The organism is Bradyrhizobium sp. SZCCHNR1015 (assembly GCF_032489875.1).
GTDB lineage: Bacteria > Pseudomonadota > Alphaproteobacteria > Rhizobiales > Xanthobacteraceae > Bradyrhizobium.
The window spans coordinates 454885-470905 of record NZ_JAUEYW010000002.1; the positions used below are offsets into that span (position 1 = coordinate 454885).

Sequence of the window (16021 nt, forward strand, 5' to 3'; positions counted from 1 at the left end):
CGGGCGCGCCGCTGAACAACTCTGACACGGACCGGTGGTTTCCCGGCCAAGCAGGAGCTTAGAATGGCAATGGATGAGATCGTCGACGGCCTCTCGGAGGTGTCCTGCGACGTGCTGGTGATCGGCGGCGGTACCGCCGGCCCGATGGCCGCCCTGAAGGCAAAGATGAAGAATCCGAAGGCCAACGTCGTTCTGCTCGAGAAGGCGAACGTCAAGCGCTCCGGCGCGATCTCGATGGGCATGGACGGCCTGAACAACGCCGTCATCCCCGGCTACGCGACGCCGGAGCAGTACACCAAGGAAATCACGATCGCCAATGACGGCATCGTGGATCAGAAGGCGGTCTATAAATACGCCCAGAGCTGCTACGGGATCATCGAGGAGCTCGACGGCTTCGGCATCCGCTTTCTCAAGAACGAGAACGGCGACTACGCCGTCAAGAAGGTTCACCACATCGGTACCTATGTGCTGCCGATGCCGAACGGCGAGACCGTCAAGAAGGCGTTGTACCGTCAGTTGCGCCGCGCGCGCATCCTGATCTCCAACCGCTACATGGCGACGCGGCTCCTGAAGTCGAGCGATGGCCGCATTGCCGGCGCCGTCAGCGTCAACACCCGCACCGCCGAGATGCTGGTGATCAAGGCCAAGGCTGTCATCCTGTGCATGGGCGCGGCGGGACGGCTCGGCCTGCCGACCTCGGGCTACATGTTTGGTACCTATGAGAACGCCGCCAATTCCGGCGACGGCTACGCGATGGCCTATCACGCGGGTGCCGCGCTCGCCAATCTCGAATGCTTCCAGATCAACCCGCTGATCAAGGATTACAACGGCCCGGCCTGCGCTTACGTCGCCGGGCCCTTCGGCGCCTACACCGCCAACAACGAGGACCGCCGCTTCATCGAGTGCGACTATTGGTCGGGCCAGATGATGCTGGAGTTCTACAACGAGCTGCTGTCGGGCAAGGGGCCCGTGTTCCTGCAGCTCAAGCACCTGCACGACAAGACGATCGAGGAGATCGAGCACACCCTGCACAAGGTCGAGCGTCCCACACGCGGACTGTTCCAGGAGGGACGCGGCGTCGACTACCGCAAGGAATCGATCGAGATGCACATCTCCGAGATCGGCTTCTGCTCAGGCCACAGCGCGTCGGGCGTGTTCGTCGACGACAATGCCCGCACGACCGTGCCCGGGCTCTATGCGGCCGGTGACATGGCCAGCGTTCCGCACAACTACATGCTGGGCGCATTCACCAACGGGTCGTTCGCCGGGCTCGACGCGATGGAGTTCGCCGACAACCATGATTTCGGCGAGATCGATGCCGCCGAGGTCGCGCTGGAGCGCGAGCGCGTGCTGGCGCCGACCAAGCGCGAGGACGGCATTCCGCCGAACCAGATCGAGTATAAGACGCGGAGGCTCGTCAACGACTATCTGCAGCCGCCGAAGGTGACGCGGAAGTACGAGCTCGGCATGCGCCGGCTCGCCGAGGTCCGCGAGGACATGCAGGAGCGCATGATCGCGCGCAACGCGCACGAGCTGCTGCGTGCGCTGGAGGTGCAGTCGATCATGGATTGCGCTGATATGGCGGCCCATGCCTCGCTGTTCCGCGAGGAGAGCCGCTGGGGGCTCTATCACTGGCGCACCGATTTTCCGGACAAGGACAACGAGAACTGGTTCTGCCACACGCTGCTGAGCAAGCAGGACGGCCGCATGACCAGCGAGAAGCGGGCGGTGCAACCCTATGTCGTGCCGATCGCGGACGACGAGAAGGACCTCTACGACAAGCAGCGCATCCGCGCCAGCGCCTGACGATCAGACGGAGAACGAGACATGCCTCTTGCCACCTATCAGACGTCGGTTCCGGTCGTCGTCGACGACGCCAAATGCATCGCCGACAAGGGCTGCACGGTCTGCGTCGACGTCTGCCCGCTCGACGTGCTCAGGATCAGCGACATGACCGGCAAGGCCTTCATGGCCTATGACGAATGCTGGTACTGCATGCCCTGCGAGGCGGATTGCCCGACCGGCGCCGTCACCGTCAACATTCCCTATCTGTTGAGGTGATCATGTCGAGCCCGTTCGAATCCTACGACGATCTCGACGACGCCGACGAGCGGCTCGGTGCTGCCGATCCGGCGGAGCGGCGGGTCGCGATCATCGCGTTGGGACATTCCGGCGATCCCGCCGCGGTCACGCATCTGGCGAAGATGGTCGCCGATCCCGACGCCGGCGTGCGCCAGCAGGTCGCCATGGCGCTCGGCGAGTTCGACGGGCCGGAGGCGGCGGAGGCGCTGGTCCAATTGCTCGTTGATCCCGAGCGGATCGTCGCATCGGCAGCCGCCGACAGTCTCGCCGAGTTCAAGGATCCCGCTTCGGCCGACGCCATCCTGCCGCTGGTGAAGCATGCCCACGCCTTCGTCCGGATGGGCGCGCTGCGCGCGCTGAAGGAGCTGCGGCGCAAGGATACGCTCAAGCCGGCGCTGGAGGCGCTGCAGGACCCGGATGCCGCCGTCCGCGTGCAGGCGATCGGCGTCATCGGCTTCCTCAAGCTCGAGGAGTCGATTCCGGCGCTGACGGCGTTGATCGGTGATCCCGATGCGCATGTCCGGCGTGCGGCGGTCAGCGCGCTCGCCTTCTCGCACATGAAGATCGCCGCGGAGACCATCACCCGCGCGCTCAAGGATTCCGACTGGATGGTGCGGGAGATGGCGGCCGAGACCCTCGGGCTCAATGTCAATGGTGCAGTCGCCGCCGATCCGTTGATCGCCTGCCTGGCGGATGAGTTCTGGCAGGTGCGCCTGAAGGCGATCCGCAGCCTCGGACGCATGAAGGTGCTGCATGCGGTGCGGCCGATCGGCCAATGCATCACCCACGAGCAGGCCAATCTGCGCAAGGAGGCGGCGGCTGCGCTGGGCGAGATCGCCGCGCCCGACGGCGAGCCGTACCTCGCGCTGGTCGCCGACGATCTCGATCCCGACGTTCGCAAGAACGCGAGATGGGCGCTGCACCAGATCGCGGCGAGCAAGGCGAGAACCGGCGCGTAATCGCGCGCCGGCCGCGAGCGTTCCCGACCGCCTGCCGGACCAGGCGGCAAACCAGATGACGAGTCTTGCGACGATGATGTCGCGGCCGATCGCGCGCGAGCCCCGCAGGGCCGCGCGCCGCACGTTCGCGTGCACCCCACGTCCGGTTCTGGACGGCTCCCGGATTGTCTGACAGAAACGTCGGACGCATCCATCGGGCATCATCACCGCTGCAGCGCAAACGAGGAGCGGCCGGCCAATCCGGCCATGGTCACACGCCTTCTTTGCCTCGGTGTCGCGCAGCTCGAGGGGATGCGCCGTGCAAAGGTCTGAGATGACCCGCGGACGAGCTGCAAAGGAAGTCGGAGAGCTGCCATGAACGCCAATGTCAAACTGCCTGCCGCCAAGGGCGTCTTCATCGACAACAAGTGGCAGCCCGCGCAGTCGGGCCGCACCATCGCGATGCTGGCGCCGGCGACCGGCCAGGTGATCGCCTCGATTGCCGCCGGTGACGCAGCGGACATCGATCTTGCCGTAGCGGCGGCGCGCCGTGCGCTCGAAGGGCCGTGGGGCCGGCTCGCCGCAGTGGAGCGCGGGCGCCTGCTGTCGAAGCTTGGCCGCCTCGTCGAGGATCATGCCGAGGAGCTCGCGAAGCTCGAAGCGGCCGATACCGGCAAGCCGATGAAGCAGGCCAGGGCTGACGTCGTCGCCGTCGCGCGCTATTTCGAATATTACGGCGGCGCCGCCGACAAGGTGCATGGCGACACCATTCCTTTCCTGGACGGCTTCTTCGTCACGACCGTCTACGAGCCGCTCGGCGTCACCGGCCATATCATTCCATGGAATTATCCGGGGCAGATGTTCGGCCGCACCGTCGCGCCGGCATTGGCGATGGGCAACGCGACCGTGATCAAACCGGCCGAGGAGGCCTGCCTGGTGCCGCTGCGTCTTGCCGAGCTCGCGGCGGAAGCCGGCTTCCCCGCCGGTGCGATCAACGTCGTGCCGGGTCTCGGTGAGGAGGCGGGTGCGGCGCTGTCGGCGCATGACGGCATCGACTTCATCTCCTTTACCGGCAGCCCCGAGGTCGGCACGCTGGTGCAGACGGCGGCCGCGAGGAACCACATCGGCTGCACGCTCGAGCTCGGCGGCAAGTCGCCGCAGATCGTGTTCGCCGACGCCGATCTCGATGCGGCATTGACTTCGGTGGCCGCGGCGATCGTGCAGAACGCCGGCCAGACCTGCTCGGCCGGCTCGCGCGTGCTGGTGGAGCGCTCGATCTGGGACCGCTTCCTCGCCGACCTCACCTTGCGCTTCGAGAAGATCACGGCCGGTACGCCGGAGATGGACCTCGATCTCGGCCCGGTCATCAGCGCGGTCCAGAAGACGCGGATCGAGAACATGCTGGCGCGCGCCGAAAGCGGCGGGGCCAGGCGCGTGGCGACAGGCAGGATCGCCGAAGGCGTGCCCGGCGAGGGCTTCTACGTCGCACCGGCACTGTATCAGCACGTCGCGCGCGACTCCGAGCTGGCGCGCGAGGAGGTGTTCGGTCCGGTGCTGGCGGCGATGCCGTTCGACGACGAGGCCGACGCCGTCAGGCTCGCCAACGCCACCGATTTCGGCCTGGTCGCCGGAGTCTGGTCGGGCGACGGCTCGCGGGCGATGCGCGTCGCGCGCAAGGTCAAGGTCGGCCAGATGTTCGTCAACGGCTACGGCGCCGGCGGCGGCATCGAGCTGCCGTTCGGCGGCATGAAGAAGTCGGGCCACGGCCGCGAGAAGGGCTTCGAGGCGCTGTACGAGCTCGCCGCGATGAAGACCCTGATCGTCAAGCACGGCTAGATCAGTGGAGCCGGGGCTCCGGTCAATTCCGCCGCACGGACGCGACGACGCACGCCGTGCGGCGTTGTTGTCAGTCCGCGCGGCGAAGCGCTAATGACGTCAGGTGTTACAAGGGAGACGAGCGGATGAGCGACGAAAAGGAATTGTTCGAGAAGGGCCTGAAGGTGCGCCGCGAGGTGCTCGGCGCGGCCTATGTCGATGGCAGCCTCGCCAAGGCCGACGACTTCATGATGGCGTTCCAGCACATCACCACCGAAATGTGCTGGGGCTATGCCTGGACCCGGCCCGGGCTCGATCGCCGCACCCGCAGCATCATCAATCTCGCGATGCTGACCGCGCTCAGCAAGCCGAGCGAATTGAAGCTGCACGTCAAGGGCGCGCTCACCAACGGCGTCACGGTCGACGAGATCAAGGAGATCCTGCTGCACGCGACCGTCTATTGCGGCATTCCCGCGGGCCTCGAGGCGTTCAAGGCGGCCCATGAGGTGCTCCTCGCCGAAGGCGCCATCGCCAAGAAGGACGGCGCATGAGCGCGCCGCAAAAGGTCCTGTTCGTCGGCATCGGCAACATGGGCTGGCCGATGGCCGCGCGCCTGCTCGGCGCCGGCTTCGCGGTTGTCGTCAATGACGCCGTGCCCGGTCGCGCCGAAGATTTCGTGCGCCAGGTCGGCGGCACCTTGGCGGCGGATCTCGGCGCGGCGGCAGCGCAGGCCGGGGTCATCATCACGATGCTGCCGACCAGCAAACATGTCGCGGACGCGGTCGCGGCTTTGCGCGCGGGCCTGAAGCAGGATCACATCCTGATCGACATGAGCTCCGGCGCGCCGGCGGCCACGCAGGCGATTGCGGCCGATCTCGCTCCACTCGGCGTGACCATGCTGGATGCGCCCGTCAGCGGCGGCGTGCCGCGCGCGGTGACCGGCGAGCTCGCGATCATGGCTGGCGGCGATGCCGCCGCGCTCGATCGCGTCGAGCCGCTGCTGCGCGCCATGGGCACGACGATCCACCGTATCGGCGGCCTCGGCTCGGGCCAGGCGATGAAGGCGCTCAACAACCTCGTCTCCGCCGGCGGCTTCTTGATCGGCATCGAGGCGCTGCTGATCGGCCAGCAATTCGGCATCGATCCCGGCCTGATGACCGACGTGCTCAACGCCTCGACCGGCATGAACAACTCGACGCAGAAGAAGTTCAGGCAGTTCGTGCTGTCGCGCCAGTTCAACAGCGGCTTCGGGCTCGACCTGATGGTGAAGGACCTGTCGATCGCGCTGGAGGTCGCGCGCGCCGCCGGCGTCGCCGCGCCGTTCTCCAATCTCTGCCGCGAGCTGAGCGCCAGCGCGCAGGGGATGCTCGGACCGGGCCAGGACCACACGGCGCTGGCGAAGCTGAGCGAGGCGCTGGCCGGCGTCGAGCTGAAGGGCTGACTACCCCTGGCGCCGCAGGAAGCCGGTGATCGTCACCTTCTCCCAGATCCCGGCCGCGGCGAACGGGTCGGCGCGATTGAAGGCTTCGACCTCGGCGCGGCCGGCAGCCTCGACCAGGAACAGGCTTCCGATCATTTTCGATCCGTCGTCGGAAACCAGCGGACCGGACATCACGATGGTGACCGGAAGGCGGGCACTGTCGCCGAGATAGGCCTTGTGCGCGTCGTAGTTGGCAAGCCGGACCGGCAGCGCGTCGCGCTTGTCGAGGGCATGAATCGCAAACAGCATGAGTTCTCTCCGCAAGTCGAAGCAGGACGGCGGCGTGCCGTCCTGCTTCCGGACTGATGGCTGATCCTATTTCGCGCCGAGCTTGCCGGCATCCTCGAAGCTCGGGCAGGTCCGCTGTTCCAGCGCCACGTCGAACGGCTGGTAATTGTCCTTGGTGATGACCGTCGGCTTCAGCACGATCTCGTTGATCACCGGCTGGCCGCGCAATGCGCGGACGGCCATCATGGTGCCGAGGCAGCCCTGGGCGAAGCCGTTGTAGTCGCCGCTGGCGAGCAGCTTGCCGGACTTGATCGCGTCGATCGCCTCCTTGGTGCCGTTGATGCCGATCACCTGCGCCTTGCGGTTGGCGCCGTCCAGCGCCTCGATCGCGCCGACCGCCATCGCGTCGTTGGCGGCGAGCACGCCGTCGATCTGCGGGTTGGATTGCATCAGGTTCTCCATCACCTGCAGCGCCTGCAGGCGCTGATAGTTGCCGGGCTGCGACGCCAGCAGCTTGGCGCCGGGGTTCTCCTTGAGCGCGTCGTTGAAGCCGCGCACGCGGTCGACATTGGTCAGCGAGCCCTTGACGCCCTCGATGATGACGATGTTGCCCTTGCCGCCGAGCGTCTTGAGCAGGAACCGGCCGGTCTCGAGGCCGAGGCTGTAGTCGTCGGCGCCGACGAAGGCTATGAACTTGCCGCCGGCGGAGCGGTCGGTGATATTGACGACGGGGATCTTGGCGTCGTTGATCTTCTCGACGCCGGGCACCATCGCCTTGTAGTCGACCGGCGTGAACACGATCGCGCTCGGCTTCTTCACCACGACGTCCTCGATCTGGCTGAGCTGCTCGGGGATCGAGTCCGGCTTGGTCGGGATGTAGTGCAGGACCTTGGCGTTGAGCACCTTCGCCATGTTGTCGGCGCCGACCCGCACCGTCTGGAAGAACGGATTGGTCTGGTTCTTGGTGAAGACGGCGATGGTCTCGCCGTCGGCGCGGGCCTGCGTCGCGCCTGCGGCGATCAGCAGTGACAGAGCGAGACAGCGCGTGATCCGATGTTGCATGTCGTTTCCTTCCCTCGTTTTTTGGTTGTCTTAGAGATTCATTGCGTCGGGCGCCTTGTCTTCATGTCGAGCCAGACGGCTATGATCACGATGATTCCGGTGACGAGCGGCTGCCAGTTGGCGCTGATCGCGAGCAGGTTCATGCCGTTCAGCACCAGCGTCAGGATCAAGGCGCCGATGAAGGTGCCGAACACGGTGCCGACGCCGCCGAACAGCGACGTGCCGCCGATCAGCACCGCGGCGATCGCCGGCAAGGTCAGGCTCTCGCCGATGTCGGCCTCGGCCGAGTTGAGCCGCGACAGGAAGATGATGGAGGCGAGCCCGGCCATGGTGCCGGACACCGTGTAGACCAGCAGCAGCCGGCGCGCGACCGGAATGCCGGACAGCCGCGCCGCGACCGGATTGGCGCCGATGGCGTAGATCTCCTGGCCCCAGATTGTGCGTTGCGCGAAGAACGATCCGATCGCGAGGAACACCAGCAGCAGATAGACCGGGATCGGCAGCCCGAGCAGATAGCCGCTGCCGATCTGGCGGAAGCCCGCGGGAAAGCCGTGGATGGTCTCGCCCGCCATGTACCAGTAGGTGACGCCGTTCAGCACCCAGAGCATGCCGTAGGTGGCGATGAAGGAGGGGATGCGCAGCGCCGTGACCATGAAGCCATTGAGGAAGCCGACGCTGCCGCCCGCGAGCAGCCCGGTCAGGATTCCGAGCACGGGCGAGCCGGTCTGATGGATCACGGTGCCGGCGAGACACGCCGACAGCGCGACGTTGGCGCCGACCGACAGATCGAGGCCGGCGGTCAGCACCACCAGGGTGAGGCCGGAGGCGATGAAGAAGGTCAGGCTCGCCTGCCTCAGCACGTTGAGGATGTTGCCGAGGCTGAGGAAGGAGTCGCTCAGCACGGTCAGCGCCGCGCAGATCAACAGCGCGGCGAGCATGCGATAGAACACCTGCGCTGCGTTCTGCGACAGGAGCGAGCGCGGCGGCGGCAGCGTGTCCTTGGCGATGTCGGTCATGATCGGCTCCGCAGGCCGTCGAGGAACATCGCGACGATGACCAGCGCGCCGACGCTGGCGACCTGCACCGAGGAGGGCAGGGACACCAGGTTGAGCCCGTTGCGCAGCACGCCGACGGCAATGACGCCGAGCACGGTGCCGAGCAGCCAGCCATTGCCGCGCTCGAACGAGGTGCCGCCGACCGCGACCGCCGCGATGGCGTCGAACTCCATCCCGAGCCCCGCGGTCGGATGTCCCGAATTCATCCGCGCGGTCATCAGCAGTCCGGCGATGCCCGCCATCGTGCCGCCGATCGCATAGACCGCGATCAGGAGCCGTGTCGGCGACAGGCCGGCATAGCGCAGCGCCTCGCGGTTGCCGCCGAGCGCGAAGATGTAGGTGCCGAACCTGGTATGATACAGCAGGCCGTGAAACACGGCGTAGGTGGCAAGCCCCATCACGATCGGCACGGGGATGCCGAGCAGCGTCGCCGCATAGATGTCGCGGACGCCGTGGGGAATGCCGACCACGCTCTGGCCGTCGCTCACGATCAGCGACAGGCCCTGTGCCATGCCGAGCGTGGCGAGCGTCGCCACGAACGGCGGAATCCCGACGACCGCGACCAGCCAGCCATTGACGGTGCCGAACGCGGCGCCGGCCAGCACCGCGGCGCCGAGGCCGAGCAGCACCGACTTGGTCGCGAGCGAGACGATGGCGACGCAGAGCGAGGTCAGCGTCAGCACCGCGCCCATCGACAGGTCGAGCCCTTCGGTCATGATGATCAGGGTCATCGGCAGCGCGAGCATGGTCAGGATCGTCGACTGCACCAGCACGTTGGAGAGGTTTGCGGCCGACAGGAAGCCGGGCGCGATCGCGCCGAACAGCGCGATCAGCAGCACCAGCACGATCGCCACGCCCGGAATGCGCTGCAAGGTTCGGATCGGCGAGACGATGGCGGTGTCAGTCATCATGCATCCCCAGTCGCACGATATTCTCCTCGGTCAGCTCGCCCCGTGACAAATGCCCGGCGATGCGGCCTTCGCGCATCACATAGGCCCGGTCGCAGACGTGGCAGATCTCGATCTGCTCGGACGAGATCATCAGCGCGGCCGCGCCGTCGGCGACCAGACGGTCGATCAGCGCGAAGATCTCCGACTTGGCGCCGACGTCGATGCCGCGGGTCGGCTCGTCGAAGATGAACAGCCTGGCGCCGGCCGCCAGCCACTTGCCGATCACGACCTTCTGCTGGTTGCCGCCTGAGAGCAGGCCGACCGTCTGCCGCGCCGTGGGCGTTGCGATCCGCAACTGCCGGATCAGCCCGTCGGCCGTGCGCTGAGCGCCGCGGGGATCGTACAGCCCGCTCGGAAACAGCTTCTTCAGCGCCGACACCACGAGGTTGTCGCCGACGGAGCGCAGCAGCGCCAGGCCCTCGCTCTTGCGGCTCTCGGGGATCAGCGCGATGCCGCGGCGCGCGGCGATGTCGGGCTCGCCCGCGATCGGCTTGCCGTCGAAGATGATCTCGCCTTCGCTGACCGGATCGGCGCCGAAGATCGCGCGCGCCACCTCGGTGCGGCCGGAGCCAACGAGACCGCACAGGCCGACGATCTCGCCCCGCCGCACCTCGATGTTGATGTTGGCAATCCCGCTCGGCGCGCTCAGTCCCTTGACCTCCAGCACGAGCTCGCCGGGCGTTTCCGCGAAATGGCGCGGATAGCTCATGTCGATATTGCGCCCGACCATCATGCGCACGAGCTGGTCGGGGGTGACGTCGGCGGGCCTGAGATCGTCGATGCGGCGGCCGTCACGCAGCACGGTGATGCGGTCGCCGAGCGCGAACACCTCGGCCATGCGGTGCGAGATGTAGACGATGGCGACGCCGTCGGCCTTCAGCCGCCTGATCAGCGCGAACAGCAGCTCCGCCTCGCGGTCGGACAGCGCCGCGGTCGGCTCGTCCATCACCAGGATCCGCGCATTCTGGCTGATCGCCTTGGCAATCTCCACCATCTGCTGCTGCGCGACGCCGAGCGTGTCGACGATGACGGAGGGATCGATGTCGAAGCCGATGCCCTCGAGCACGCGCTTGGCATCGGCCAGGATTTTGCGGCGGTCGATGGTGCCGGGGATGCGGCCCTTCGGCTCGCGGCCGAGAAAGATGTTCTGCGCGATGTCGAGGAACGGCACCAGCGAGAATTCCTGGAAGATGACGGCGATGCCGAGCTTCTGCGCGTCGGCCGTCGATGATATCTCGACCTTCGCGCCCTTGGAGATGATCTCGCCGGCATCGGCGCTGTAGGCGCCGCACAGCACCTTCATCAGGCTGGATTTGCCGGCGCCGTTCTCGCCGAGCAGCATGTGGACTTCGCCCGGGTAGATCGCGAACGACACGTCGTCCAGCGCCTTGACGCCCGGAAACGACTTGCTGATGCCGCGCAGCTCCAGCAGCGGCGCGGGCGATGGAGCTGCGATGGCGGCCGCCGCGCTCATGACGGTGCTCCGCCGGCGAAGATCTTGCCCGGATTCATCAGGCCGGCGGGATCGAGCGCGGCCTTGATGGCGCGCATCACGGCGACGGCCCCGCCGAGCTCGTCCTCGAGATAGTCGATCTTGCCGAGGCCGATGCCGTGCTCGCCGGTGCAGGTGCCGTCCATCGCGATCGCGCGCGCCACCATGCGCGCCTGCAGCGCCTTGGCGCCGGCGAGCTCGCTGTCATCGCTGGGATCGACCAGGATCAGCATGTGGAAATTGCCGTCGCCGACATGGCCGACGATCGGCGCGAGGAAGCCGCTGGCATCGGCGTCCCGGCGCGTTTCGGTCAGGCATTCGGCGAGGTGCGAGATCGGCACGCAGACATCGGTGATGACGGCGCGCGCACCGGGCCGCAGGCCCAGGCCGGCGTACAGCGTGTTGTCGCGCGCGTGCCACAGCCGGCTGCGGTCCTCGGCCGCCTTGGCCCAGGCGAAGCCGCGGCCGCCATGCTCGGTCGCGATCGCCTCCGCCGTCTGCGCCTGCTCGGCGACGGCCGCCTCGGAGCCGTGGAACTCGAGGAACAAGGTTGGCGCTTCCCGATAGCCGAGCTTGGAATAGGCGTTGATGCCGCGCATCATGACGTCGTCGACGAGCTCGATGCGGGCGGCGGGGACCGCCGACTGGATCAGGGCGATCGCGGTATCGACCGCGTCGTGCAGGGTCGGGAAGCTGCAGGTCGCGGCCGAGATCGCCTGCGGCACGGGATGCAGCTTCAGCGTGATCTCGGTGATCACGCCGAGCGTCCCCTCCGATCCGACGAACAGCCGGGTCAGGTCGTAGCCGGCGGCGGATTTGCGCGCGCGCTTCGCGGTGCGGATCACCCGGCCGTCGGCCAGCACCACCTCCAATGCGAGGACGTTGTCCTTCATGGTGCCGTAGCGCACCGCCATGGTGCCGGAGGCGCGGGTCGAGCTCATGCCGCCGATCGAGGCGTCGGCGCCGGGATCGATCGGAAAGAACAGGCCGGTCGTGCGCAGCTCCGCATTGAGCTGCTTGCGGGTGATGCCGGGCTGCACCACGACGTCCATGTCGGCCTCATGCACGGCCAGCACCTTGTTCATGCGGGCGAAGTCGAAACAGACGCCACCCGCGGCCGCCGCGGCATTGCCTTCGAGCGAGGTGCCGGCGCCGAACGGCACGATCGGCATGCCGGCCTCGGCGCACAGCCCGACGATGGCGCTGACCTCCTGCGTCGTCTCCGGGAATACGACGATGTCGGGCGGCATCGCGGGATAATACGACTCGCTGCGGCCGTGCTGATCCAGCACGCCGCGCGCGACGCTCGCGCGTGGTCCGATCAGGCACGAAAGCCGCTCGGCCAATGCGCCGGTGCCGACCCGCAACTCCATCGTTCCTCCCGTCCGCTTCCTCGACGACGACAGGACTCTTGACGGTCCTTGTCGTCCGCTCAGCTCAAGCCCGATTGGCGCGCTCCGCAAGCCGTTTCAGGCCGAAGTCGTAGTTGAGATGGAAATATCCCTCCGCCACCATGCGGCCATCTGGCGCACGGCCCGGCGGGCAGCGCGTGAAGTCGCGGATCAGGCTGTCCTTGACGCCGAACACGACGTCGGAATCGAGATACTGGTCGCCGGCGACGAACACATGGGTCACCAGCCGCTCGAAGCCCGGCGCCGAGATCATGAAATGCACATGCGCCGGCCGCCACGGATGCCGTCCCTGCGCCGCCAGCATGTCGCCGACCGGCCCGTCATCGGGGATCGGATAGGCGGCGGGCTTGATCGACCAGAAATGGAAGCGGCCGCCGGCATCGGTGCGAAAGCGCGCGCGCATGGCGAGATCGCCGATCTGCTCGAGCCGCTGCACGTCGTAATAGCCGTCATCGTCGGAGTGCCAGACGTCGACCACGGCGCCAGCGAGCGGCCGGCCGTCGGTGCGCGACACCGAGCCGGTGACGAGCAGCGGATCGCCCTTCATCGGCCCCGCGATGTCGTCGCCATTGGCGCGCTCCGGCGCGGCCTGGACGAAGAACGGGCCGAGCACGGTGGTCTCGGTGGCGCCTTCAGGCACGGGATGATTGATGGCGTCGACCAGCATGGAGACGCCGAGCGTGTCAGACAGCAGGATGAATTCCTGGCGCTTGTCGTCGCACATCTGCCCGGTGCGGGTGAGGAAGTCGATGCCGAACTCCCATTCCTGCTGGGTCGGACGGACCTCGCGCACGAAGGCATGGAGATGGCGCACCAGCGCCTCGCTGACCTGCTTGATGCGCGCATCGCTCGCGCCCGCCAGGCGGTCGAGCACGGCATCCGTGATCGTGGTCTCGTTGAAGTTGCGCACGAGGCGGCTCCTTTCAGACGGGCTCGCCGAGCCCGGACAGCCGTTCGACATGACGGACGGTGGCGAGGAAATCGGTCGTGGCCTCGCCCTGCGCGATCAGCGCGGCATAGGTCTCGCGGACCTGCGCCGCGAGCTGCAGCGGCACGCCGACGGCGTGACCGGCGCCGAGAATGAGATCGAGATCCTTGGCCATCTGCGCGCAGGAGAACGTCGCGGCAAAGTCGCGCGCCAGCAGCGGCGCGGTCTTGTACTTCACCATCGGCGAGGCGACCGCGCTGTCGTGCAGCACCTGCAGGATGTCCGGCCAGGCGATGCCGCCCTTGCGCGCCAGCGCCAGGCTCTCGGCCATCATCGCCGCCGTCGTCGCGATCATCAGGTTGACGGCGAGCTTGGCATAGCGCGCCTCTTCGGCGGCGCCGAGATAAGTCTGCGCACGCGTGAAAGCCTGCAGCAGCGGCGTGATCCGCGCGAAGGCCTCCTGCGGTCCCGACACGAAGCAGGTCAGCTCGCCGGTGTGGGCGATGCTGGCATTGCCGGAGATCGGCGTGCGCAGATAAGCGACATCGCGCGCGCCGGCGGCCGCGGCGACTGCGCTCGAGGCGTCGACGCCCACGGTACTGGTCTCGATCAGGATCGCGCCCGGTGCCAAGGCCGCGATCACTCCGCCGTCGCCGAGCATCGCCGCGCGCAGCGCGGTGTCGTCGGGCAGGGACGCGATGACCACCGCATGGTCACGCGCCGCCTCCGTCGCGGATGTTGCAGCGACGATGCCGAGCGCGCGCGCCTCGCAGAGCCGCTCGGCGTTGGGATCGAACGCCGTGACGTCATAGCCGGCCTTGGCGAGCCGCGCCGCGATCGGCAGGCCGATCTTGCCGATGCCGATGAAGGCGAGGCGTTGGTCAGGAAGGGGCATCGATGCCGTCCGTCATTGGCTTGATCTGCCATGTGGTCTGGAGCCGGGCAGGGGGCGGCCGGGCAGGCCGTCGAAGATGAACGCCCCGGTCACGCGCCGGTCGCCGCGGCGATGGGATAGTCGACCTGGAAGCGGCCGATCCTGATGTCGCCGAGCTCCTCGCGCACGCGCAGGTGCTCGGGGTGCGAGGCATAGGCGTGCAGCGCGGCACTGCTGGCGAATTCGGAGAACAGGACGACGTCGCAGGCGTAGTCGACGTCGCTGACATCGAGACCAACCTCGATGTGGGTGAGGCCGTCGATCCGGCCCTTGAGGCCCTCGAACAGGGTCTTGACCTTGAGCCGGGCTGCGGCGCGGTCGGCGGCCGTCTCGGCGCGTAGCCGCCACATCACGATGTGCCTGATCGGCCCCGTCATTCGTGCGTCCTCACCTGTGCCTTGTTCTTGTCGGGCGATTTTGCCTTGCAGGAAATGGAAATAAAGCCCAAAAATTGTAACTCTGTTTTCCGCTCAGCGTAACAATTCGGCGCAACAATGGACCGTCTGCTCCAGCTCGAAGTGTTTTCCAGGACGGCGGAGCTGGGCAGCCTGTCCAAGGCCGCCGAGTCCTTGCGGATGTCCAACGCAGCGGCGAGCCGGCATCTCAGCGCGCTGGAGGAGCGGCTCGCGGTGCGCCTGATCGAGCGCAACACCCGCCGTCTCTGGCTGACCGAAGCCGGGCAGGAGCTGCTGCAGCGCTGTGGCACGCTGCTCAACGAGCTGGCCGAGGCCGAGGACGCCGTCAGCGACCGCGCGCTGTCGCCGCAGGGCATGCTGCGCGTCACCAGCTCGCTGTCGTTCGCGACGATCTATCTCGCGCCGATGCTGCCGGCGTTCCGCGCGATGTATCCGAAGCTGAACCTGCAGATCATCGCCGCCAACCGCTATCCGGATTTCATCGAGGCGGGCATCGACGTCGCGATCCGCACCCGCGAGCATGAGCCGGACTCGGGCATCGTCGTCCGCCGCATCGGGCAGATGCGGCGTGTGCTGGCGGCGGCGCCGTCCTATCTCGCCAGCCGCGGCCGCCCCGTCGTTCCCGCCGATCTCGTGCGCCACGACATGCTGATCTACAACCTTGCCAACGATCCCTATTCCCTGTCCCTGCGCAACGGAACGACGGCCCAGAGCATCCGGATCGCGCCGACGCTCGACAGCAATGACGGCCAGGTGATCAGGGGCGCGGCGCTGGCCGGGCTCGGCATCCTGATTCAGCCGCTCTACATCGTGCAGGGCGACATTCTGGCCGGCCGGCTGGTGCCGGTCCTGCTCGACTGGGAGCTGCCGCTCCTGACGATGAACATTGCCTACCAGAACCGCGTCAGGCTGCCGGCCAAGATCAGGGTGTTCGCCGATTTCCTCGTCGACCACATCCGGACCCATTCCGACCCTGGGATCTGGATCGAGCCGCCGAAGCCGGATTGAGCCGATGCCCCGCGTGCCGGGGGGGGGGGGAGGGTGTGTTCCGAAAAAAATAAATAGCTTGCTATTTTTCTGAAATCATGTTCTCTTGCGTGCAACCCGCCTCGAGCAGAGGGACGTACGCGTCGTCACGATACGTTGAGGTGGGCTGCGATGGACGTGACGGCTGCGCCAGACGAGCGCGGTTGGCACGGACGGCGAAGTCGTGTGGTCCTGGCCTCTCG

General features: G+C 67.2%; 16 protein-coding genes. 7 read left to right on the forward strand and 9 right to left on the reverse strand.

Translation table 11 applies throughout. From position 1 onward, the window contains the following. The first annotated feature begins 63 nt into the window (after nt 1–63). The 6 genes from QX128_RS05790 to QX128_RS05815 all read left to right on the forward strand — a co-directional run bounded on the left by QX128_RS05790 (nt 64) and on the right by QX128_RS05815 (nt 6276). Nucleotides 64–1806 (forward strand): fumarate reductase/succinate dehydrogenase flavoprotein subunit, encoded by a 1743-nt coding sequence (locus tag QX128_RS05790; protein WP_316236902.1) that lies wholly within the window; start codon nt 64–66, stop codon nt 1804–1806. Nucleotides 1807–1827: 21 nt separating this feature from the next. Beyond that, nucleotides 1828–2061 carry a ferredoxin family protein gene (locus tag QX128_RS05795; protein ID WP_006609939.1) on the forward strand — a complete coding sequence of 78 codons (234 nt, stop codon included), beginning with the start codon at nt 1828–1830 and terminating at the stop codon, nt 2059–2061. Between the two features lie 2 nt (nt 2062–2063). After that, nucleotides 2064–3041 carry a HEAT repeat domain-containing protein gene (locus QX128_RS05800; RefSeq protein WP_316236903.1) on the forward strand — a complete coding sequence of 326 codons (978 nt, stop codon included), beginning with the start codon at nt 2064–2066 and terminating at the stop codon, nt 3039–3041. A gap of 354 nt (nt 3042–3395) precedes the next feature. Then, nucleotides 3396–4856, forward strand: a complete 1461-nt coding sequence (locus QX128_RS05805; RefSeq protein WP_316236904.1) for an aldehyde dehydrogenase family protein — start codon at nt 3396–3398, stop codon at nt 4854–4856. A 125-nt stretch (nt 4857–4981) separates the two neighbouring features. Continuing rightward, nucleotides 4982–5386, forward strand: a complete 405-nt coding sequence (locus tag QX128_RS05810; RefSeq protein WP_316236905.1) for a carboxymuconolactone decarboxylase family protein — start codon at nt 4982–4984, stop codon at nt 5384–5386. Then, nucleotides 5383–6276 carry an NAD(P)-dependent oxidoreductase gene (locus QX128_RS05815; RefSeq protein WP_316236906.1) on the forward strand — a complete coding sequence of 298 codons (894 nt, stop codon included), beginning with the start codon at nt 5383–5385 and terminating at the stop codon, nt 6274–6276. The genes QX128_RS05810 and QX128_RS05815 overlap by 4 nt, the downstream gene beginning before the upstream one ends. On the opposite strand, the gene QX128_RS05820 is transcribed toward QX128_RS05815, so the two are convergent. The 9 genes from QX128_RS05820 to QX128_RS05860 form a co-directional block, all read right to left on the reverse strand. Further along, complete coding sequence (locus tag QX128_RS05820) at nt 6277–6564, reverse strand: YciI family protein (RefSeq protein ID WP_316236907.1); 288 nt, start codon at nt 6562–6564, stop codon at nt 6277–6279. It abuts the gene before it with no gap. Between the two features lie 66 nt (nt 6565–6630). Next, nucleotides 6631–7605 (reverse strand): sugar ABC transporter substrate-binding protein, encoded by a 975-nt coding sequence (locus QX128_RS05825; RefSeq protein WP_316236908.1) that lies wholly within the window; start codon nt 7603–7605, stop codon nt 6631–6633. A 38-nt stretch (nt 7606–7643) separates the two neighbouring features. Beyond that, entirely contained in the window at nt 7644–8621 is a 978-nt protein-coding gene (locus tag QX128_RS05830) for an ABC transporter permease (RefSeq protein WP_316236909.1), read from the reverse strand. Further along, nucleotides 8618–9568, reverse strand: coding sequence for an ABC transporter permease (locus QX128_RS05835; protein WP_316236910.1), 951 nt, complete (start codon nt 9566–9568; stop codon nt 8618–8620). Before QX128_RS05835 ends, QX128_RS05830 begins: the two co-directional genes overlap by 4 nt. Further along, entirely contained in the window at nt 9561–11084 is a 1524-nt protein-coding gene (locus QX128_RS05840) for a sugar ABC transporter ATP-binding protein (protein WP_316236911.1), read from the reverse strand. Before QX128_RS05840 ends, QX128_RS05835 begins: the two co-directional genes overlap by 8 nt. Further along, nucleotides 11081–12475 carry an FAD-linked oxidase C-terminal domain-containing protein gene (locus tag QX128_RS05845; protein WP_316236912.1) on the reverse strand — a complete coding sequence of 465 codons (1395 nt, stop codon included), beginning with the start codon at nt 12473–12475 and terminating at the stop codon, nt 11081–11083. The genes QX128_RS05840 and QX128_RS05845 overlap by 4 nt, the downstream gene beginning before the upstream one ends. Before the next feature lie 64 nt (nt 12476–12539). Further along, a complete protein-coding gene (locus QX128_RS05850) occupies nt 12540–13424 on the reverse strand; it encodes an intradiol ring-cleavage dioxygenase (RefSeq protein ID WP_316236913.1) in 885 nt (294 codons plus the stop codon). Nucleotides 13425–13437: 13 nt separating this feature from the next. Continuing rightward, nucleotides 13438–14337, reverse strand: a complete 900-nt coding sequence (locus QX128_RS05855) for an NAD(P)-dependent oxidoreductase (RefSeq protein WP_316236914.1) — start codon at nt 14335–14337, stop codon at nt 13438–13440. An 89-nt stretch (nt 14338–14426) separates the two neighbouring features. Next, the gene (locus tag QX128_RS05860) at nt 14427–14753 is read right to left on the reverse strand and encodes a Dabb family protein (RefSeq protein ID WP_316181634.1); all 327 of its coding nucleotides are present in this window, start codon (nt 14751–14753) and stop codon (nt 14427–14429) included. Nucleotides 14754–14870: 117 nt separating this feature from the next. Between QX128_RS05860 and QX128_RS05865 the strand changes: the two genes are divergently transcribed. Next, complete coding sequence (locus tag QX128_RS05865) at nt 14871–15800, forward strand: LysR family transcriptional regulator (protein WP_316217771.1); 930 nt, start codon at nt 14871–14873, stop codon at nt 15798–15800. The last annotated feature ends 221 nt before the right edge of the window (nt 15801–16021 follow it).